This window comes from Bacillus sp. FJAT-49736, assembly GCF_018343615.1.
Taxonomy (GTDB): Bacteria; Bacillota; Bacilli; order Bacillales; family Bacillaceae_C; genus Margalitia.
The window spans coordinates 327,308-348,587 of sequence record NZ_JAGYPI010000003.1 but is presented as its reverse complement, the minus strand read 5'-3'; the positions used below and the strand labels follow the sequence as shown (position 1 = coordinate 348,587).

The window sequence follows — 21,280 nt, the reverse complement described above, 5'->3', positions numbered from 1 at the left end:
ATTTCCTTCTACATTATTGTAATTCTTGAGCTGTATCTAACACTTCCTTCGGCACTTTTATTTCCTTCAATTTATTGTAATTAGTGTATGTGGACTTTATCTCTTGTTTCATATTCATCTTTTCGCCATCCGATATCACTTCTACTTCTTGATTTGTATTTAAGGATGTGATGTTAAAGGTCTTTTTATCGATGAAAATTTCAAAGTTCACATTTTTGAACTTAAGATTATCCAATGCTTCCATATCTTCTTTTAGAGCATCCGGCATTAATTTTTTTGCATTTTCCTTTAAAAATTGATCGAATTTTTCTCCTGATGCTTTTAGGTTCAAAATATATTGAGTATCATTCTGCTTGAATGAAAAGTCTTTGGCAAATTGTTGCAATTGTTTGAGTTGCTCCACTGGATTGGCTTGCTGTTCAGGCATTTGTAAAATCTGATTGGAAAACTCCTCCGGCATTTGCATCCATTGTTTGGAAGTCGGTTCATACATAAAAAAGCCTTCTTTTGCTAAATATGCTTCGATATCCATTGTTTGATTTTGGATAGCTTCTTCTCCGCCTTTAACATTCATTTTCATTTTTTGATGCAAAGCCATTGGATTTAAAACCATATCTGCAGATATAGTTGAATGAAGTTCCATCGGTGTTTCTTGCCCAGGTACATTCACTATTTGATTAAGCTCCATATCAGAATGAACACTTTCTAATTTTTTCGACGCTTCATTTGTTTTTGCAAACACCTCGGAAAGTGTTATGCTATCCTTCTTTTTGGTTTTGGAATCGACCGGATCAGCTGTCTGGCCACAAGCCGCCAAGCTTAGTAGCAGCAAAATAGAAACAAAACTAACTAGCCATTTTTTCATTAGATGTAAATCCCCCTTTTGGTTATCTCTTATATGTACGCTTACAGTAAGAATTGGTTTCAGTATTTTATAAAATAGGAAGAAAGCCCTTCCTATTTTATGGAATAAAAAAGAAATTGGATTGCGTCCAATTCATGAAACTCTCCTATATAAATCCTGTTTCCTCTAACCAGCTTTTTTACTATCAACGTACATTTATGCTGTATCTCAAATCCTACTTTCTCTAAAGTCCCCAAACAGATACCAATAATGTACCATTCATTATATCGACCAATACCAGTATCTATTAAACTACATTTTTTTATAAATAACATATCCCTATAAAAAAAACCTCCAATGGAGGTAAATGATTAAATGTCCTAAAATCTTTTAGATAGGAAATGAAATATTATTTCACGAATTCTTTTTCTTTACTAATTTAGTACTAAAAAATGCAATTCCCAAAGCTAACAATGCAATGATGAGAGATGAAATAGCACTAGTATTACCGAATTCCACCACATTCGAAGACAATGCGGACGTTTCTGTCCAAGTAGGAGTATACATTATTGTCAGCACCATGCCAGAAATGATTTGCAATGCAATAAATCCGGCAATAAATACACTTAAAAATAAGATATATTTTTTCATCCATATCCCTCCTCGACTATACTTACGTACATGTCAAAAAAAATCCTTTATTATAGTTTTATCCACTAAAAATCAACATCTTTCTTGGATAATAGCCGGACATCTTCCAATTCATTACCGAACGATCCAAAACCAGTTCTATCCACAAAATTATTGAGATTTACTTCCTTCCCCATCTCATCATAGGGAATCCAGCCAAAGTATATGGATGTCAGAGGCATAAAGCTGAAGAAAGGCAAATCTGGCTGTTTTTCGGATTCTACTTTATATTGAGATTCCATAACCTGAATCCAATCTTTGGGCAGCTTCATAAATCCATATGACTGATCTTTAACTAATACTTCTTTTTGCATTTGTATTTTGGGATCATAGTATTCCACTCCCATATTTACATGGTAGTTCTTGTCTCTTGCAAAATAAAAATGAATCGATTTTACTTTATCATATGTGTTAATATTCCAAATAAATCGATAGGTGGCAGGATCGTCTTTGTCCATTTTCCATAAATATGGATCACCTATTGTGTTAATAGCAGTTAGTTCCCATTTATGCTTACTCCAAGTCCAGCAGCTAAACCCGTATTTATTCTCCCGTGTTTTGAATGGAACAAAAACATGACGACTATCCAATTCCACCGATCCTTGAACCATATCGATTGCAGCATTTGGAAAGGAATGATTTATTCTTTTATATATTTCGGTATCGGACAGAAAGGATGATGGTTTAGCAAAATGGAACCAATATGTAATAAAGCAGGAAATAATGATAGCAGATCCAATTCCCAAAGTGATGATGCCTCTTTTTCTCATCCTTATTGACCTCCCTGCTTTAAAATCGATTCATTAAATCGGTAATAATATTGTCTTTTGGCAGTATCTATTAAAATACCTTTTCCATTCTTTTCAATATAAATGTCAGAGGAGATGCCACTCCCCCATTTCGATTTCACTCCAATTAATTGATAAGGAAACCTTTCTTTTCGGCTTTCATGAATATATGTCTCGTCATACCATTCTTGACTAAAAAATCTATGTTCGTTTGCAGTTGGTAATTGTTTTAGCAAACTGTCTCGATTAAGTCTCATCTTCTTTCCTGAAGGATGCGTCATAATGATGGTTGCACTATTTACATTGGCAAGATATGTCGATGGCTTGTTAGGTGGATATACAAAGTGTTGAATAGGTATTTCTATTAAAGTCACCAATAAGAAAATAAAATTAGCAAAAAAAGCAAACCATGCATAACGACGATACTTTTTCCAGCTATTATTCTTGTCCCTTAGTATAAAATATAAAATCCAGACACCCAGCGGTAAAATTGGAAGCTTTATTAAGGTTTCAAATCCATTTATATTTATAGAAAATGTAAATAAGCCAAAAAGAAAAACTAATATTACTTTCCAAACCTTTGGCTTTTCAAGCTGCTTTCTATATATACGGAAAACTATGTATCCAATAAAGAGCCAAGTACAAATTAAGAAGAAACTGCTTATCACGTTTAAATGTTGGTTCATCTGTACCCCCAAAATATCATTTATGCTATGTACGTATTTTTAAGGATAAAGTTTCATTTTGCTTTCAAGTTCATTGTGCCTCGCCATCCCAACTTAGTTTAAAAAGAAAAGGACCTGAACCGGCCCTTTTCAACAAATACAATCAGCTATTATTTTTTCTTTCTCTTGCTGCCTTTTTTCTAGCTTTTTTGCTTTGATTCATCTCTGATCCAAATTCCGTATCTGAAGATTTACTCCCACCAGTGTGGGGTTGGTTGCGATTGTTGTTACGATTTGTCATTGTTTCTCTCCTTTATCCTTCATTCATAGTAAAGCTACACTCTTATAAAATAAGAAATTGTAGCTATTAATATTTTGTTCATTCCCAAGAATATTATTCCTAATATTTAACAAATGATATTTTTCCACTTTCTTAGAGAAAAATGAAGGAACGACTTAAAGGAATAAATCTGTGTTTGTTTACATTAAATGAAGTCCACGCTCAGGAAGCATATTCTTTTGTGCGATGATATTAATCTATGTTTAACTTCCATAAACTCTGAGAACTCAACCTAATCCATTAATTCATAACCCATTTATCTTTCAAGAATAATATACGTCCGATAATAAAGAGAACAGCAATGCAAATAATATTACTTCCGATCATAATCAGAATATGCTCCACATTAATGATGCCGAATATCAATTCCTTCATTATGCTGAATAAATTCAAAATTGGAATCGCAAAATGCTTAATTGTCATCTCATTTATACCAACGGAGGAGGTAATCATCCCAGGGAATGCAGCTATCATTAAAATTGGGGTACTATAGCTTTGCGCTTCCTTCACTGTTTTACCGATGATACTGGTAAGCATGAGGAATGAAGCAACAAACATCGCATATATTATCGCTATGAATATAGCTATCCCAATCACTTGGTAGACATTATCCCCGAATGAAACTGCCTTTTTTATGTTATCAGTTAAATAAGTAATTTCTAGTGCTACCACGATTAAGGTAATGAATCCTGTAGTTGCAGCAACCGAAGAAATAGTCAGCCACTTTGAGAGCAATAAGACGGATCGTTTTACTGGTGTCATTAATAATGCTTCCATCGTCTTTCTCTCTTTTTCTCCCGCAAATAAATCCGCGGCAGCTGGGTTTGCTCCCGCACCAATCGCAACAGCTAATATAAGCGGAATTAACATAGCCATCAAATTAAGTCCAGGGTTATCCTCGGAGATTTCCTTCTTCTCTAATTTAAAAGGTTGAATCAACTTTGAATCCATTCCTTTTGCATTCAATCTCTCGGTAATGATGGATTTTTCATAAATAGATAAGCTATTTTTTACTACATTCATGAGGTCAGAGGATTTCTGACTGAAGGAATCTCCAAGAAGTTTCACGGATACCTCTTCCCCTTTTTGAATGCTTTCTACAAAATCAGGTGCAATAATTAATGCAGCTTGTGCTTTCCCATCCTTTATAGCTTCTTCAGGATCTGCGTATTTAACCAGATTAATATTTTTATTTTTGGAGAAGATATCCTCCGCGTCTTTCGTTATAGTAGAATTAACAGCTAAATTATAAGTTTCCCCTTTTCCGCCAGAAAGCATTTTATCGTAAAACAGAGTAAGTGCTGTCATCATCACGATTGGCATTAAAACGGTTAAAAATAGAGTTCTTCGATCACGAAAGCAATCGATCATTTCTTTTAAATAAATATTACGAAGCATAGGTTTCATTCCCCCTTACAAGCTTACTCATAAATATATAATTCAAATCGCGGCTTCCTTCAGATTTATAAAGTGCCTCTAGGTCTCCGTGGTACACTAGCTCTCCTTTATGCATCATTGCCACACTTTCACAAAGCATGGAGACTTCTTCCATAATATGACTGGAAAATACAATCGTCTTTCCCTCCCGTTTAAGCTGATGCACGAGCTGGCGGAACACATTTGAGGCGGTAATATCGAGGCCAGTTGTCGGCTCATCAAACAAAATGATATCTGGATTATGAATAATGGTTCGAGCTATTGCTACCTTTTGGCGCATTCCTTTTGAAAAACCGCCTACTTTGCGATTTAAATAATCTTTCATCCCAAACATGATGGCAAGATCATTAATTCGAACTTTCGTTTCATGTTTACTTAAACCATATAAGGTGGCAAAATATTTAAGGTTCTCATAGGCGGTTAATCGGTCATACAATCCGGTTTCTCCTCCGAAAAGCACTCCGATTCTTTTTTTTATTTCAGACTCATTTTTAACTGTGTCATTACCATCTACCAAGACTTGCCCTTCTGTTGGAGTCAGTAATGTTGCAATGGTACGCAGCAAGGTTGTTTTCCCGGCACCATTCTCCCCCAAGAGTCCTACCACCTGGCCTTTCTTTACTGTGAAGGTTACTTGCTTTAATGCCGTAACATATTCTTTTTTATCTTTAAACTTCTTTGTTACTCCATGAATTTCAATCATCTCTCTCACCCCTATTTCGATATCTTGTTTTTATCATACAAACTTTCAGAGATGAAATCTGCACTTATGTCGTAAAAGTTCCATATCATGTCGCAAAAAGGTCCATTTCCCTCTTAACAATGGTAAAATAGATGGAAAGTTCCAACACAATTTTTCCATCTTTAGTTAAAAGTGTGTAAACAAAGACATAGTGGGGGATGCAGTATGCTGAAAGTGGGACTTGTAGATGACCGGTACATTGATTTGGATAAATTAAATGGAATTGTAGCAGGAATACCAGAAGTTGAGGTGGTATTTTCCACTTTATCTGCGGAAGAAGCTTATGAGCATATCAAAAAGGAAAACGTTGACTTATTAATTGCCGATATTGAAATGCCAAATTTATCGGGATACGAGCTTGCTGATATTATTCATTCCCATGCACTTGATATTGCTGTTATTTTCGTAACGGCCAATAGTGGGTATGCCGTTCATGCCTTTGAATTAAATGTCCATGATTATATCATGAAGCCCTATTCTAGAGATCGGTTAGTGAAATCTATCGAACGACTCTTAGAGAAAACCAAAACAGCAGGCATTATTGGGCGACTTTATATAAAGCAAAAAAATGATATTCATATTATTCAAAAGAAGGATATTATTTTTATAGAGCGGTCTGGGAGATCCACGACTATTTATACAAAGACCGGTCCCATTAAAACCTATCAAACTCTTAATGAATTGGAAGGTGAGTTAAGAGAAAGGGATTTTCTTCGCTCTCACAGGTCTTTCATTATCAATATTCATTATGTAAAAAACTTTTCTCTCTACGCGAAGAATTCTTATATAGTTACCTTCGATGGAATAGAAGAACAAGCCATGATTACAAAAGAAAAAGTGAATTTTTTACAGAATCATTATTTTTAAAGGCTCTTTTCTTAATCCTAGTTGCTTTATGAATCAAAAATCTTCCTAACGACCAAGCCTTTTGGTAATGGAAGATTATCCATCTTAAGAAAAGATGCCCCGAGCTAAGACAATATTAGGATTTATTATCCATATATGAAAAAACAACATTCTATACATAAAAAAAGTCTTACAAAAAGGTGGAGAAGTCTTGAAGCAGAACATGATCTATTGGGGTCTTATCACTATTTTAGGAATCTTTCATCTCCAAGCCTTACTGATGCTTATACCTCTGAAGATTCCAATCTATTTAATTTGTCTTGTAGTTATCCTAATTAATTTTTTCTTATATAAAAGATTGTTGTTGAGGTATTCCGCCATGGGTGTAAGATGGAACGGATTCCTGTTTGTCCTACAGATTTGTTTGGTAGTCTTGTATGGATTTCTCCCTCCTTCTTGGGTACACATTGTACCATTTCTTGTCTTTATCGGCATGGAAATAGTTCGGGAGTATTTAGGCAAAAAAATCTCCATGCTAGAACATTCCGTGATGGAGTTTGAAGCACAGCGAGAGCATATTAATGAAACCTTTCGCATTGTCCGCAGTGAGCGTCATGATTTTCTTAAGCATGTATCTGCACTCCATTTCATGCTGGAAAATGAAAAGAGTCAAGAAGCAAAAGCCTATCTCGATGAATTAGTAGATGGATATAAAGAAACAAACCTTTCCATTAAAGGAGAACGCGGAGTAGTTGCAGCTATCCTGCATCAAATGTATCGGCGGGCAAAAGCTGTTGGGATTGATATCATTTATGATTTAGACTTACCCCTTTCAACTATACCCATTGCCGATCAAGATATGGTCACATTACTCGGTAATCTATTATCTAATAGTATTGATGCCTGTGAAGAATGGCAAAAAACACAACATAAGCAGGCACAACTATCTTTGCAAATGTATAAAAGAAGCGGCTTATACATATTAATTTGTAAAAATAATAGTATGCCAATCCCATTGGAAATACTCGATGATTTATTTCACTCCTTTGGTAAAACAACAAAAGGAGATGGACACGAAGGACTTGGAACTAAAATAATTCTCGATGTCGTTCAAGCTCACCAAGGCTTCTTAGACTTTGTATTTAAAGAACAGGAATTTACGGTGAAAATCAAAATCCCAGCCATTCGTTGACTGGGATTTTTTGTAGCATCTTTTATAGGTATAAAGTGCTATTTCGGGACATTTCTAACTATTTTCAGGACATTCTCCCAATGATTCGTGACGTTTCTTTTGAAAATCAGGAAATACTGCCGTCAATTCGGGACATTCAATCTTTTTAAATCGGCTCTAACAGTCCCAGTTCGAGGCAAGTCTTCACTGCAAGTATTTTTTCTCCTGCTTGAAATCGAACCGCGACTGTTTCTCCATCATAAGCTATAATTTCGCCTCTTCCGAATACCCGGTGTCTAATCTCTATCCCTGCTGCTAAGTCCTTTTGTTTCCGAATAGCCTTCGGATTATATGGAATGACTGTTTTTCCTACTTTAATGTTTCTGGAAGGCTGTTCATTATTCGTAGCTTCAATTTCTGGATCGATAATTTTCCTTACATGCGAAACAAAAGAAGATTCCTGAACTGTTTCTCCGTCTCTTTCCTTATAAGAGATGAGTTCCAGATGCTTTTTCGCCCTCGTCATTCCAACATAGAATAATCGGGTAGCCTCCTCCAAAGCACTTTCATCTGTTGCCACGCTTCTTGTTTCCTCCTTAGAAGGGATAATTCCTTCCACCAAATCAATCATATAAACCCTTTCAAATTCCAGTCCCTTGGCACTATGAAAGGTCGAGAATGTCACTGCGTTTTGGCCTTTTCTATATTTTGCACTTTTAAGAACCGAGTCCAAATATTTAAGACGGCTGGCGAACTCCTCCATTGTCGATAATCCGACGGCTATTTCCTCCAATGTGTTCAGAATTCCAAGCAGATATTCTTTTCGAAATCCAAGCCGCTCACACATCTTTTCAAGCGATTTCTCATAACCTAAGCGTTCTCTTATAACACGAATGGCATGTAATGGGGCCATTCCCCTCATTTCCTGAAAGGTTTCTTTGCTTTCTGTTAAAGGCTTGACTTGATAATCCTTTAGTGGAACATTCTTTAATAGATTATCAAAGACCGAATCATTATTATGGATTTGTTTCAATGCTTCCATCTGCTTTTTACTGATATATCCGTTTAATTTCAAGTGAATTTTCTCTAGAATATCCGAGCGCTTATCTGTAAAAGTCATTCGCATGAAATTCAAAATATCCTCCACTACCCAGTGTGAGAAGAAACGATTGTCCGCATCCTTCATATAAAATGGGATCCCAGCACGGTCAAATTCATTCATTAATGCAATAGAGGACGAGTTATTACGATATAAAACAGCTACTTCCCCGTGATCATCCAGTCCCTGAATTTCCTTTACCAAATACTTAGCTTGATTCAAGTAATTAGGGAGGCATTTCATATTAATCGGTTGAAAAGAGGAATTTTCCGTAAACATATTCTTGTCATAGCGATTTTTATTTCGCTTAATGAATTGGTTAGCTGTATCCACAATCTCCTGAGAGGAACGATAATTCTGCTCCATAAATAAAGTAACGGCATTTGGATATACTTGCTTGAAATTTAATAAGTATGATGGTTCCGCTCCTCGCCAGCTATAGATCGATTGGTCATCATCTGCAACAACACAGAGATTTCCAGATTTCCGCACCAATTTTTCAATGATTGCATGTTGCACCATTGAAGTATCCTGACTCTCATCTGTAAGAATATAATCATATTTATCCTGATAGTACCGTAACAGGGAAGCATTATTCTCTAAAATCTTTTCCCCGTAGGTAAGCATATCATCATAATCAAGCAGCAGCTTTTGATGCCCTGATTGCTTAAATGCTTCATACTCTCGAAAAATCCTCTCCGCTTCAGGTACGTCCACTTTAACCGTCTTCCACTTTTCAAGTGGGATCATTTTGTTTTTGATATAGCTTATATATGTGGTCAACTCGTCTAATTGATCATCCGTTATATTTTCATCCACGATTGACTTAAAGATATTACGAAGAATAAGCTTTTTATGCAGCGGCAGATCTTGCCCGTTATTCATCGCATCTTCCTCGGAGTCTAAATTACCTTCAATTATTTGAAAGGATATCCCTTCATTTTGAAAATGTCTTCGTACTACTTCATATGCAAAGCTATGTATGGTAGAAAAATGAACTGGGGGAAGTTTAGGAAAAAAACGTTTAAAGCGGTCCTTCATATCATTTGCCGAAGCTTTGCTGAATGTGACCGCCTTGATCCTTGCGGGATTTACCCCTTTTTCTTCAATTAAATAACCAATTCGCATAATAATTGTTGTTGTTTTCCCCGAACCAGGTGATGCCAATAAAAGCAGTGGTCCTTCTGTTTGCAGCACGGCTTTCTGTTGAACCTCATTTAATGACACCCCTAACTGATGCTTTTTACCAGTAAAAAAATCTTCCTGTACCTTCATTGCAGACTTTCCCTTCACAATTTCTGTTCCTTAATTATAGCATCATCGCAGGAAATAGGCATGGTAGATCTATCCTAGCGTTTGTTAACAATCTATCAGGAAACACGATAATTCAGTCAGTTCTCTCTATAATTCAGGCATATCTCAAATTAATTCAGGCGCAACTCCAATTAATTCGGTCAGTTCTCTCCATAATTCAGTCACAACGAAAGTTATTTCGGTTCGCAACGATTATTGCTTTGTAAAAAAACGTTTTGTATAATTTAGTCAGAATATTCAATACTGTCGTAAAATAAGGGGGCATAGCATGAAAAAATATTTAATGGAATTTTTTAGGGATATCCATGTTCGGATTATGAGTGTGCTTGTTTTGGTGGGAATTGTATTTATTTTTAGAGATTTGAATGCATGGGAAACTTGGCTGGCAATTGTAATTGGCATGGCATCCTATACATTAGGCGAGTATTTGACGCACCGCTTCCTTTTTCACATGAAGCCACCAAAAAGCGAATTAATGCTGAAGTTCATTAAACGAATCCATTATGATCATCATGTCGACCCACGAAATCTAAAATTATTGTTTTTACCTGTATGGTATAGTCTGCCAAACATCATTATATTTTCACTGATTGTTTTTCTCATCATTCAAAATATAACCTTAACGATTGCTTTTGCTATAGGCATTTCCATCTTCCTTCTGTATTATGAATGGACACATTATATAGCACACAAAGAGTACATTCCGAAAACACCTTGGGGAAAACGCATGAAAAAAATACATCTATGGCATCATTATAAAAATGAAAACTACTGGTATGGTGTTACAAGCCCTACTTTCGATAAAGTCTTTGGGACATATAAGAATCAACATGAAGTGGAAAAAAGTGAAACAGCACGTAATTTGGAAAAAAGAGCGAACTAATTGAAAAAGCTTATCCCCACTTCTTATATCTAGGGATAAGCTTTAATATTTGACGAGCAAATTTTATTTAGATTGCTTTACCTGCAAATACTATATAGGAACCGCCTGCAATTGCCGGATTTTTTCCTTGTACTGTAATCACTAGCGTTCCATTTGCTGGCACTTCAATGGTTTTATTTATCCATTGTGCTAAATCGCTTTTGACCACATCTCCTGCAACATTATATACAACATAGTCATAACTGACATTTATTCCGCCTACGACTTTTACATTGCCTACTAGATTACTTTTATTCGAAAACTCATAACTTTTTCCATTTGCAATTGTGGCTCTAGTCAATGCTGGAGAGTTCCCTGTATTTCCTTTGAATATTTTACTAGATCCCCCAGTTATAACTGCTTTCTTACTCTGCCCTGTTATTATTAATTTTCCACCCGCAGGAACGGTAACGGTTGTATTAATCCACTCGGCAATTCGCGTATCTAATACATTTCCATTTTTATCGTACACCACATAGTCGTAGTCTACATCTATTCCGCCTACTACCTTTACTTTTCCCTCTTTATTGCTTTTATTAAAAAACTCATAGCTTTTTCCTTTTACCATCGTAGATCTTGTCAAAGCTGGTGTTTTGCCTGTATTTCCTTTGAATATTTTGCTAGAGCCGCCTGCTATCACAGATTTCTTACTCTGCACCGTCATTATTAATTTTCCGCTTGCCGGCACAATAACTGTCGTATTTATCCACTCTGCTATTCGTGTATCTACTACATTTCCATTTTTATCGTATACCACATAGTCGTAGTCTACATCTATTCCACCTATTACCTTCAGCTTCCCTAACTTCTTACTTGTATTGGAGAACTCGTAGCTTTTTCCTTTCACTATTGTCGACCTTGTTAGTGCTCGCAATTTACTTGCTTTTCCTTTAAATTGCTTATTTGCACCACCCGCTATTACTGCTTTCTTACTCTGCCCAGTCATTGTGACTTTCCCACCTGCTGGCACAGTAACAGTTGTATTTATCCACTCCGCAATTCGTGTATCCATTACATTTCCACTCTTATCGTATACGACATAGTCATAGTCTACATCTATTCCGCCTACTACCTTTAGCTTTCCTGACTTCTTACTTGTATTGGAGAACTCATAGCTTTTTCCTTTAACTATCGTGGACCTTGTTAAAGCAGGTGATTTGCTTGTTTTTCCTTTAAACTGCTTACTTGCGCCACCTGCTTTTACCGCTTTCTTACTCTGCCCTGTCATGATTAATTTTCCGCCTGACGGCACTTTAATGGTTGTATATATCCACTCTGCAATTCTTGTATCTACTACATTTCCACTCTTATCGTACACGACATAGTCATAGCTGACATCTGTTCCGCCTACTACCTTTATGTCCCCTGACTTCTTACTTATATTCGAGAACTCGTAGCTTTTTCCTTTCGCAATACTCACGGATGTCATCGCAGAAGCAGCATTACTACTGTTAAAAGAAACTAATAAACAAACCAGCATGGACAAAATTAAAATGGAAAAACGTTTTATATTTTTCATTCATATTCTCCTTTCAAGTGGATAAACTATCCGTCCGTAACAATTTCCTCCCATTTCATAAATAGGGAAATAATAGAATAGCTATATAATACCAGAAATGTAAGGAAGAATTTATAGGTATTTTTTCGTATTTTAGTAATATTTACAATGTTAAGGAAAATGTTTTTGATAAGGTTTGAATATAATACTTATTTTGCATAATAAAAAGCGGAACAAAAAAAGCTTGCCCCTACTACTTTATAAGCAGATGGGGGCAAGCCTCTCTCATATTATTCAAATTATTTTCTAGTTTCAATTCCATTTACTAATTTTTCTTGAGTTTTTTTAACGCTAGTGTATCTTAAGCCCAAATTCTACTTATTTGAGGAGCTGCTCCATCAAACTTTAAACAATATACGTCAGGATTGGAAAGCGCCTTCCACTCTTCAAACCCGAAGGATTGATCATAATGCTTTAACATTAAAGACATCAAATTCCCATGAGTAACGATCAAAATATTACTTGCAGAATCTATCAAAACATCTTCAATTACCTGGGTAGCTCGATTCATCGCTATCCTGCTGGATTCTCCTCCCTCATAACATATATCCAAGTCATGAAAGGAGTCTTCTAGCATTTCCATCCAGTTTTCACAATCTTCGGAGCTCAACACCCTTTCCGAAAGGCGTTCATCTTCCTTTATTTGCAGGTCCGAACTATTTGCCAAAGGTTCAATAGATTGGATCGCTCTTGTGAAAGGGCTGGATATAATCAAATCTATTTGCTTATCTTGAAAAAATTCAGCCAACATCTTTGCCTGTTGAAACCCTAGAGCGGTCAACGGTACATCAGAGGACTGTCCCTCTGCCTTGCAATGCCGTACTAGGTAAATGGTTTTAAACATACAATACCTACCTTTCAAAAGCATTTTGCGTGAATATTTATAAAAATATAAGTATTACTTAAGTTATAGCATAAATGAATAACTCTTATCTAAACTTTTTGTTTTACTTAAGGTTCTATTGAATGAAAAACAAAATCCTTTGGAAAACATAAAAAAATGTCTTTCATAAGGCGGATGAAAGACAAAATACTCCGCAAACCATGAGAAAATGTCTTTCATAAGGCGGATGAAAGACAAAATACTCCGCAAACCATGAGAAAATGTCTTTCATAAAGCCGATGAAAGACATTTTACTCCGCAAACATAAAAAAATGTCTTTCATAAGACCAATGAAAGACAAAATACTCCGCAAACATGAGAAAATGTCTTTCATAAGGCGGATGAAAGACAAAATACTCCGCAAACCATGAGAAAATGTCTTTCATAAAGCCGATGAAAGACAAAATACTCCGCAAACCATGAGAAAATGTCTTTCATAAGACCGATGAAAGACATTTTACTCCGCAAACATAAAAAAATGTCTTTCATAAAGCCGATGAAAGACTTTTTACTCCGCAAACATAAAAAAATGTCTTTCATAAGACCGATGAAAGACAAAATACTCAGGAAACATGAAAAAATGTCTTTCATAAGACCAATGAAAGACAAAATACTCCGCAAAAATGAAAAAATGTCTTTCATAAAGCCGATGAAAGACTTTTTACTCCGCAAACATAAAAAAATGTCTTTCATAAGACCGATGAAAGACATTTTACTCCGGAAACTTTAAAAAATGTCTTTCATAAGACCGATGAAAGACAAAATACACCGGAAACATGAAAAAATGTCTTTCATAAGACCAATGAAAGACAAAATACTCCGCAAAAATGAAAAAATGTCTTTCATAAAGCCGATGAAAGACTTTTTACTCCAGAAACTTTAAAAAATGTCTTTCATAAGACCGATGAAAGACAAATTACTCCAGAAAACATAGGAAAATGTCTGTTATCATCACATGTCCCTGCAGATTCGTAAGCGTGCCATCGTCTTTCATATTTGTTTGATTTTTTGTTAAATCTTTTTCCATATATTTGACCTCTTTTCGGTAAAGATAAAAGATTCTAAAGCATATTAATCAAGTAGTATAATTAACCAACTCAAAAATATTAGTCATTCTCATGAAATGAAAAAAAGCGTTTACTGAACGAAAAGAGAAAATTCTCAAACAAATTAGTACAATCAAACACCAAGATAGAGTATAATATCAAACTGATATCACGGTTAAACTAACGAGCATGATATTCTGATTAAAGTGAGGCAGTCGATGTGCCTCCAATTGGAGGGTAAAAAATGGTTCTACCTAATTTTGAAGAAAATTTACAAAAGTATGCAAGGCTTTTAGTTGCAAAAGGCATTAATGTGCAGCCCGGAGATTGGGTAAAAATGACGATAACGGTTGATCAGGCTCCATTAGCAAGGTTAATCACAAAGGAAGCCTATAGCTTAGGCGCAGAAAAGGTTATTGTAAAATGGTCAGATGATGAAATTAGCAAATTACATTATTTACATCAACCAACAGAAGTTTTAACAAATATCCCTAAATATGAAATTGAGGAATCAGAAGACCATGTACTGAATCATCGTGTAAGCCGCCTTTCCATTGTTTCAAGTGATCCTGGATTGCTAAATGAAGCGGATCCTGCTAAGGTAGCTGCCTATCAAAATGTGGCTGGAAAAGCTTTTAAAGCCCAAAGAGTTGCTACTCAAAATGATGATTTGAAATGGACAGTAGCAGCTGCTGCCGGCGCTGGATGGGCTGCACATGTATTCCCTCATCTTTCAACATCTGAAAAACAAGTGGATGCTCTATGGGATCAAATCTTCAGAGTATGCCGTGTTTATGAAGATGACCCTGTTGCTGTCTGGGATGAGCATAAAAAGACATTGAATGAAAAAGCAGCAATATTAAATGAAATTCAATTTGATGCACTACACTATACAGCACCGGGAACTGATTTAACCCTAGGTTTACCTAAAAACCATATTTGGGCAAGTGCGGAAAGCTATAATCCAAAGGGAGAAGAGTTTATTGCAAACATGCCAACGGAGGAAGTATTCACTGCTCCTGATACCCACCGCATGGATGGCGTAGTCCGCAGTACAAAACCGTTAAGTTATGCAGGTACATTAATCGAAGGCATTGAAGTCCACTTTAAGGATGGGAAAATCGTAGATATTTCAGCAGAAAAAGGCAATGACGCTATTAAGAAATTGGTTTTTGACAACGAAGGCGGTACCGGTTTGGGAGAAGTTGCTTTAGTACCGGACCCATCACCAATTTCCCAATCGAATATTATTTTCTTCAATACTTTATTTGACGAGAACGCTTCGAATCACTTAGCTATTGGTGCAGCATATCCGACTACCATTCAAGGCGGAACAAAAATGAGTGAGGAAGAACTATTGAAAAATGGCATGAACACTTCAACTGTTCATGTGGATTTTATGATTGGCTCTAACAAAATGGATATTGACGGCATTAAACAAGATGGCACCATAGTTCCGATTTTCCGAAATGGAGATTGGGCAATCTAGTTTTCAAAATAATATGATTGGGCAAGAAAAGTAAATTTCTTGCCCTTCTTTTCTTTCTTGTTTGATTCTTACATCCCTCCAAAAAATCCTCATTCCACAAACGAGTTATCTACCAAGAAACTTTGCGATCAACAGCCGCCCTAGATACATTAATAAATCATGATTCCACTAAAAATGCCTCTTTCTCAGAGCCTATTTTCTTTGTGCATTTGTTACATTCAATAACTGGTAAAGTACATAAACTCCTAAATAAGCGCCAGTAATAATAAAAGGGACATTTAAGAATATCCCATGAATGGTAGTCATGAATACCGTATTATTTCTAATCACTTCAAGAATTGCTAGGGCAGAGATATTTCCAAATACAAGTGAACAAATAAGCGCCAATATATTATAAAGGAATCGTAGGGCTGCCCATTTTAATTGGAGAGCATACATTGCTATTGGAATTATAATACTCAGCAAAATAATCAGAAACCTCATGTACCGAACCACCCTTCCCCAAACACAACAATATTTAATAGTATAGTGTGTAGAAAATTTGCAAAATATTCCACAATCAAATCTTTTATTAGGGGATGAAACAAATTTTTGGGCACATAATAAATCCTGGATGACTATAAAACGGGAGATGATTATGTTAATGGAGTTCGAGGCAAGAAATTCAACAGAAGAAGCATTATATCAATATAAGATTGGATTAGGAAATTTCACAAAAAAAATGCCAAAACTGGCGGAACAGTATAATGCATTTACACAAGAGTGCTTTAAAGAGGGCGTTTTATCCCAAAAGCAAAAGCAATTGATTGCTTTAGGAATCAGCCTATACTCACAGGACGAATATTGCATCATCTATCATACAAAGGGCTGTTTAGATCAGGGATGCACAGAAGAGGAAATTTTTGAAGCGATAGGAGTCACAGCTGCTTTCGGCGGAGGGGCTTCCATGAGTCAAGCGGTTACGCTCGTTCAAGAATGTATAGAAGAACTTAATCAACTAAATCACTAACATAAAAAGTCACCCTTTTACCATGGGTGATTTTTCATTGAAGTCTATTTCTTTAAGGAAAAAATACAAGCAGCCATTCCAAATAGTATCGCAAAAAAGAAAAGAATAGTATGAAAGGCGAAAAAGCTCGCCACCACTGGTACTAAGCTAGCTCCTTCTAATAAATTTGGAAGCTGCCTCCCTTAACCTATATAACAATATAAAAGGACAGGGAAAATGGTGTTTTAACATCATTACGTACATATAATCTAGAATTTTTGAAATGATAAGGAAGAAAACCAATGAAAGAGGTAAAGTCATGACTTTGGTACGTTTAGGTTATGTCGCAATGAGCATGGAATTAAAAAATGCATCCCCATCGAAAACAATGACTTTTTCCCAATTCCAAAAAATAAGGGACCGGGAAGCTGCCCTTCGAAAACTAGAAAGAATTGCCCAAGTAAATTTAAGCAATACACTTAGATTGCTCAGGCATAATGCCGCATCCGATATCCACTTTTACCGTCTAACCTCCCGTCTCATTCCACTTGCCAATCACGAAGAACTACTAGATTGGGACTATATGAAACCACTGTTACCTTCCTTGCGGGAGGTAGGAAACTATGCAAAGGAACACAAGATGAGAATGGACTTTCATCCTGATCATTTTGTATTGATTAATTCACCGAAGAAAAACATTTTTCAGAATTCCATCATGACATTAAGGCTCCATTATTTACTTTTGAAAAATATGGGCATTGATACAACGCATCGCTGCGTCATGCATGTTGGAGGTAATTACAAAGATACAGAGAAATCACTTGAAAGATTTGTGGACAATTGGGGGCTTGTGCCAAGATCTATTCAAAAAATGATAATGCTTGAAAACGATGATACTTCTTTTACCGTTGAAGATACTCTTTATCTTTGTGAAAAAATCGGAATTCCTTTAGTGTTCGATTATCATCATCATCTGGCTCATCATCAGAATATACATTGGGTACAACACTGGGACCGCATAGTCAAAACATGGGAGGAATCCCCTCTGCCCATTAAAATGCATATTTCCAGTCCAAAAAGTGAAAAGGAGTTTCGACACCACTCCGATTATGTAGACCCAGAAATGTTTTTTACATTTCTTCAAGAAATCAAAGGAAGCGTTCCACAAATTGATTGTATGATTGAAGCAAAGCAAAAAGATAAAGCGTTGTTCCGATTAATGAAACAAGTTAAAGTATGGCCAAATGTGGAAATCATTAATGGAGCATCCTTTTATATAAAATGATGAAAAAACTCTTCAACTATCCAAAATACTCAATTGTTTATGAAACAATTAGACTATTATTTTCGTCATTAATTTGGTTTTAAAAAAATACCATGAACCTCATTAAGATTATAATAAATATAACAACCTATAATAAAACAGCTATAGTTATATACCAAGGTTTTGAAAGGATAATAGTTTTGAAAAAAAAATCCAGAAATTTTTTATTTATCATTCCGCTTGTGTTATTAGTAATCATATATTTTCAAGCGAACAAAAATCAGAAGTCCCTTCCACATTCACTCCCAACTGGTCTCCATCCGATTGTAAAGGAAAGAACACAGCAGCTAGTTCAAAAAGCTGCTAAAAAGGGCATTAATGTTGTCATCACAGACGGGTTTCGAAGTACGGACGAACAAAATCAGCTTTATAAAAAAGGCAGGACCACCAGCGGTAGTATTGTAACTAACGCAAAAGGAGGAGAATCTTATCACAATTACGGGCTTGCCGTGGATTTTGCGTTAAAGACAACTTCCGGAAAAATAATTTGGGACACGGAATACGATGGAAATAAAAACGGAAAACAAGATTGGTACGAGGTTGTAGATATTGCCAAAAAATTAGGCTTTACTTGGGGTGGCGATTGGTTAGGGTTCCAAGACTATCCGCACCTGCAAATGGACTTTGGCTTGTCGATTAATGATTTGCAGAAGGGTGCCAGGCCGGATGAAGCAGCTATCACTGTGGATTCGAAATAGTATAAATGAAGGGAATCGAGTAGTATATAAAAAGCCGCATTTTCGATTCCCATTTCCAAAAGCCTTCGATAAGATACTGGTAGGATGCAAAGGGTTAAGGCTCGGTATTAGATAGGAAATGACTGTTTCATTTTTGAATAAATAATTACTTCCTCCTACATAGCTGATTTATTTTTCCATCAAATGTCTAAGTTTCGATTCCGTTGCAGTATTTTCAACCGGAGTGTAGATACTGCATCTTAAATCTTCATTTCCTTGTATTTGCATGGACGTTAAATTAAAAATCATTTTACCAGCCTTTGCATGCCGAAATTCGATCTGAATTTCAGGAGCAGAGCTCACTTCGCTTTCATTCCACAATTGATGGAATTCTGGATAACTTGCTTCCAAATTCTCAATAAATTGTTTGTACCAGCTATCAGCCAGATATTGACCATAATATGTACGAAAAATGGCAATAAACCCTTTTACGAAATGCTCCCAATTTACGGCTAAGCTTCTAAATTCCTTTCTGGAAAATAATAATTGGACTAGATTTCTCTGTTCTGTAGGAATTTGCTCAAAATCTATAAAAACATTTGCTGCCGCTTTATTCCATCCTACAATGAACAACTTTCTATCTGTTATAATCGTCGGGCAATATTTTAGTTCGCGAAGAATCTTTTTTAAAGCCGGGTTAATTTCGCTTTCCGTCGGATCGGTGAACTCTGGATGAATTCCATCCTCTATTGCTAATGCATATAAATATTTTCGTTCATCTCTATTTAAATGCAGTGCATCTGAAATTGCATCTAATACAGAAGCAGACACTTTAATATCTCTCCCTTGCTCCAACCATGTGTACCAGGTTGTACTTACTCCAGCCAATTGTGCTACTTCCTCTCTGCGAAGTCCAGGAGTTCTTCTTCTTGTACCCGATGGAAGTCCAACCATTTGCGGATTCAATTTTGCACGCTTTGCTTTTAGAAATTCCGATAGTGCTTGTAATCGTGTTTCAGGATTCATGTTATTCTCCTTTCTTACTACTTATCATGGTACTAATTATACTATGATAAACAACAACTTGTAATAGGATATATTTTAGCTAGAATAAAGAAAAACAAGTATTGGAGGCATAAGAATGAAAAAAGTTGTTGTAACTGGAATGGGGATTATCTCACCACTCGGGAATGATGTTAATACCTTCTGGGACAATCTAAAAAACGGAAATTCAGGTATATCTTCCATCGATACCTTCGATGTATCCAATTTGAAAACAAGGATTGCAGGTCTAGTTCGAAACTTTGATCCAGTAGAACGTTGGGGTGCAAAGGAAGCAAGGAAATTAGACCGATTTGTTCAGTTTTCTCTTGCTGCTGCTGAGGAAGCATTGGAATCTTCTAAATTACAGCTAGAAAATATAGATCGTGAACGTTTTGGAGTATATGTTGGTTCGGGAATTGGAGGAATCCAAACTTTAATAGACAGCGTAAATACATTAAACGACCGAGGTCCAGGTAGAGTGAGCCCTAATTTAGTGCCCATGATGATATCGAATGCAGCGGCGGCGCAAATAAGCATTAAATTTGGTGCACAAGGTCCTTCCTTATCCCCAGTAACCGCATGTTCTATCGGCAATACTTCCATCGGTGAAGCTTTCAATACCATTCGCAATGGGGATGCAGATATTATATTTGCTGGCGGCTCCGAAGCAGCAATTACCAATTTATCCTTAGCCAGTTTCGGTAATGCCAAAGCGCTATCTAACCGAAATGAAGATCCTGAACGGGCAAGTAGACCTTTTGATGCTGAAAGAGATGGATTTGTGATGAGTGAAGGCGCAGGAATTTTAGTCCTTGAATCTTTAGAGCATGCCCTGCAAAGAAATGCTCCTATTTTATGTGAGGTGATTGGATATGGAGCGAGTTCCGATGCTTATCATATGGTTGCTTCACATCCTGATGGGAAAGGTGCTTATTTAGCTATGAAAAATGCACTATTAAAGGCAGGGATATCTGCAAAAGAGGTAGATATTATCAGTGCCCATGCTACGAGTACCCTAGTTGGGGATCTTTCTGAAACACATGCAATCAAAAAGTTATTTGGAGATCTTGCCTATCAAATACCTGTTACAGCAAATAAATCAATGCTTGGTCATATGCTTGGTGCAGCTGGAGGCGTTGAAGCCATTGCGTTAGTGAAAAGTTTACAAGAAGGAATTATTCCTCCAACTATTAATTTAGAGTCTCCAGATCCTGAATGTGATCTAGACTATGTTTCAGAGGGAGCTCGAAAAGTGCCGCTTTCAATCGGTTTATCGAATTCATTTGGGTTTGGTGGCCATAACTCAGCCATAATTTTAAAGAAGTTTGAGTAATTTTTACAAGACACCTCGCTAAGTTATTTCATATAAGGGAGGTGTCTTAATCCAAAATATAGTATTATCCATATCTATTA

General features: G+C 36.1%; 20 protein-coding genes. 8 read left to right on the top strand and 12 right to left on the bottom strand.

Translation table 11 applies throughout. From position 1 onward, the window contains the following. Window positions 1-13: 13 nt before the first annotated feature. The 7 genes from KHA87_RS17755 to KHA87_RS17725 form a co-directional block, all read right to left on the bottom strand. On the bottom strand, window positions 14-865 hold the full coding sequence (locus tag KHA87_RS17755; RefSeq protein WP_213095510.1) for a DUF6612 family protein: 852 nt from the start codon (window positions 863-865) through the stop codon (window positions 14-16). Window positions 866-1,258: 393 nt separating this feature from the next. Next, window positions 1,259-1,495 (bottom strand): hypothetical protein, encoded by a 237-nt coding sequence (locus KHA87_RS17750; RefSeq protein WP_213095509.1) that lies wholly within the window; start codon window positions 1,493-1,495, stop codon window positions 1,259-1,261. 65 nt (window positions 1,496-1,560) lie between these two features. Then, window positions 1,561-2,304, bottom strand: a complete 744-nt coding sequence (locus tag KHA87_RS17745) for a hypothetical protein (protein WP_213095508.1) — start codon at window positions 2,302-2,304, stop codon at window positions 1,561-1,563. 2 nt (window positions 2,305-2,306) lie between these two features. Then, window positions 2,307-3,008 (bottom strand): hypothetical protein, encoded by a 702-nt coding sequence (locus KHA87_RS17740; protein WP_213095507.1) that lies wholly within the window; start codon window positions 3,006-3,008, stop codon window positions 2,307-2,309. A gap of 142 nt (window positions 3,009-3,150) precedes the next feature. Continuing rightward, a complete protein-coding gene (locus KHA87_RS17735) occupies window positions 3,151-3,288 on the bottom strand; it encodes a hypothetical protein (RefSeq protein WP_213095506.1) in 138 nt (45 codons plus the stop codon). 279 nt (window positions 3,289-3,567) lie between these two features. Further along, complete coding sequence (locus tag KHA87_RS17730) at window positions 3,568-4,725, bottom strand: ABC transporter permease (protein WP_213095505.1); 1,158 nt, start codon at window positions 4,723-4,725, stop codon at window positions 3,568-3,570. Further along, entirely contained in the window at window positions 4,715-5,467 is a 753-nt protein-coding gene (locus tag KHA87_RS17725) for an ABC transporter ATP-binding protein (protein ID WP_213095504.1), read from the bottom strand. The genes KHA87_RS17730 and KHA87_RS17725 overlap by 11 nt, the downstream gene beginning before the upstream one ends. 204 nt (window positions 5,468-5,671) lie before the next feature. Here KHA87_RS17725 and KHA87_RS17720 point away from each other — a divergent pair, with 204 nt between their 5' ends. Together KHA87_RS17720 and KHA87_RS17715 are read left to right on the top strand one after the other, a co-directional pair. Further along, window positions 5,672-6,373: a LytR/AlgR family response regulator transcription factor gene (locus KHA87_RS17720; RefSeq protein ID WP_213095503.1), complete on the top strand. Its 702-nt coding sequence runs from the start codon at window positions 5,672-5,674 to the stop codon at window positions 6,371-6,373. A 190-nt stretch (window positions 6,374-6,563) separates the two neighbouring features. Next, window positions 6,564-7,544 (top strand): sensor histidine kinase, encoded by a 981-nt coding sequence (locus KHA87_RS17715; RefSeq protein WP_249310569.1) that lies wholly within the window; start codon window positions 6,564-6,566, stop codon window positions 7,542-7,544. Window positions 7,545-7,689: 145 nt separating this feature from the next. Here KHA87_RS17715 and KHA87_RS17710 read toward each other — a convergent pair whose 3' ends face one another. After that, window positions 7,690-9,897: an ATP-dependent helicase gene (locus KHA87_RS17710; RefSeq protein ID WP_213095502.1), complete on the bottom strand. Its 2,208-nt coding sequence runs from the start codon at window positions 9,895-9,897 to the stop codon at window positions 7,690-7,692. 307 nt (window positions 9,898-10,204) lie between these two features. On the opposite strand from KHA87_RS17710, the gene KHA87_RS17705 reads away from it, so the two are divergent. Then, a complete protein-coding gene (locus tag KHA87_RS17705) occupies window positions 10,205-10,819 on the top strand; it encodes a sterol desaturase family protein (protein WP_213095501.1) in 615 nt (204 codons plus the stop codon). A 67-nt stretch (window positions 10,820-10,886) separates the two neighbouring features. On the opposite strand, the gene KHA87_RS17700 is transcribed toward KHA87_RS17705, so the two are convergent. Further along, window positions 10,887-12,377 (bottom strand): hypothetical protein, encoded by a 1,491-nt coding sequence (locus tag KHA87_RS17700; protein WP_213095500.1) that lies wholly within the window; start codon window positions 12,375-12,377, stop codon window positions 10,887-10,889. Window positions 12,378-12,717: 340 nt separating this feature from the next. Then, the gene (locus KHA87_RS17695) at window positions 12,718-13,260 is read right to left on the bottom strand and encodes a histidine phosphatase family protein (protein ID WP_213095499.1); all 543 of its coding nucleotides are present in this window, start codon (window positions 13,258-13,260) and stop codon (window positions 12,718-12,720) included. 1,329 nt (window positions 13,261-14,589) lie between these two features. On the opposite strand from KHA87_RS17695, the gene KHA87_RS17690 reads away from it, so the two are divergent. Continuing rightward, window positions 14,590-15,834 carry an aminopeptidase gene (locus KHA87_RS17690; RefSeq protein ID WP_213095498.1) on the top strand — a complete coding sequence of 415 codons (1,245 nt, stop codon included), beginning with the start codon at window positions 14,590-14,592 and terminating at the stop codon, window positions 15,832-15,834. A gap of 192 nt (window positions 15,835-16,026) precedes the next feature. Here KHA87_RS17690 and KHA87_RS17685 read toward each other — a convergent pair whose 3' ends face one another. Then, window positions 16,027-16,317: a transposase gene (locus KHA87_RS17685; protein WP_213095497.1), complete on the bottom strand. Its 291-nt coding sequence runs from the start codon at window positions 16,315-16,317 to the stop codon at window positions 16,027-16,029. Between the two features lie 160 nt (window positions 16,318-16,477). Here KHA87_RS17685 and KHA87_RS17680 point away from each other — a divergent pair, with 160 nt between their 5' ends. The 3 genes from KHA87_RS17680 (at window position 16,478) to KHA87_RS17670 (ending at window position 18,844) form a co-directional block, all read left to right on the top strand. After that, on the top strand, window positions 16,478-16,843 hold the full coding sequence (locus tag KHA87_RS17680) for a carboxymuconolactone decarboxylase family protein (protein WP_213095597.1): 366 nt from the start codon (window positions 16,478-16,480) through the stop codon (window positions 16,841-16,843). A gap of 298 nt (window positions 16,844-17,141) precedes the next feature. Next, window positions 17,142-18,107 carry a UV DNA damage repair endonuclease UvsE gene (gene uvsE / locus KHA87_RS17675; RefSeq protein ID WP_213095496.1) on the top strand — a complete coding sequence of 322 codons (966 nt, stop codon included), beginning with the start codon at window positions 17,142-17,144 and terminating at the stop codon, window positions 18,105-18,107. Between the two features lie 179 nt (window positions 18,108-18,286). Then, complete coding sequence (locus KHA87_RS17670; protein ID WP_249310568.1) at window positions 18,287-18,844, top strand: M15 family metallopeptidase; 558 nt, start codon at window positions 18,287-18,289, stop codon at window positions 18,842-18,844. Between the two features lie 168 nt (window positions 18,845-19,012). Here KHA87_RS17670 and KHA87_RS17665 read toward each other — a convergent pair whose 3' ends face one another. After that, on the bottom strand, window positions 19,013-19,849 hold the full coding sequence (locus tag KHA87_RS17665) for a helix-turn-helix transcriptional regulator (RefSeq protein WP_213095494.1): 837 nt from the start codon (window positions 19,847-19,849) through the stop codon (window positions 19,013-19,015). Window positions 19,850-19,964: 115 nt separating this feature from the next. Here KHA87_RS17665 and fabF point away from each other — a divergent pair, with 115 nt between their 5' ends. Next, the gene (fabF, locus tag KHA87_RS17660) at window positions 19,965-21,200 is read left to right on the top strand and encodes a beta-ketoacyl-ACP synthase II (RefSeq protein ID WP_213095493.1); all 1,236 of its coding nucleotides are present in this window, start codon (window positions 19,965-19,967) and stop codon (window positions 21,198-21,200) included. Window positions 21,201-21,280 lie beyond the last annotated feature (80 nt).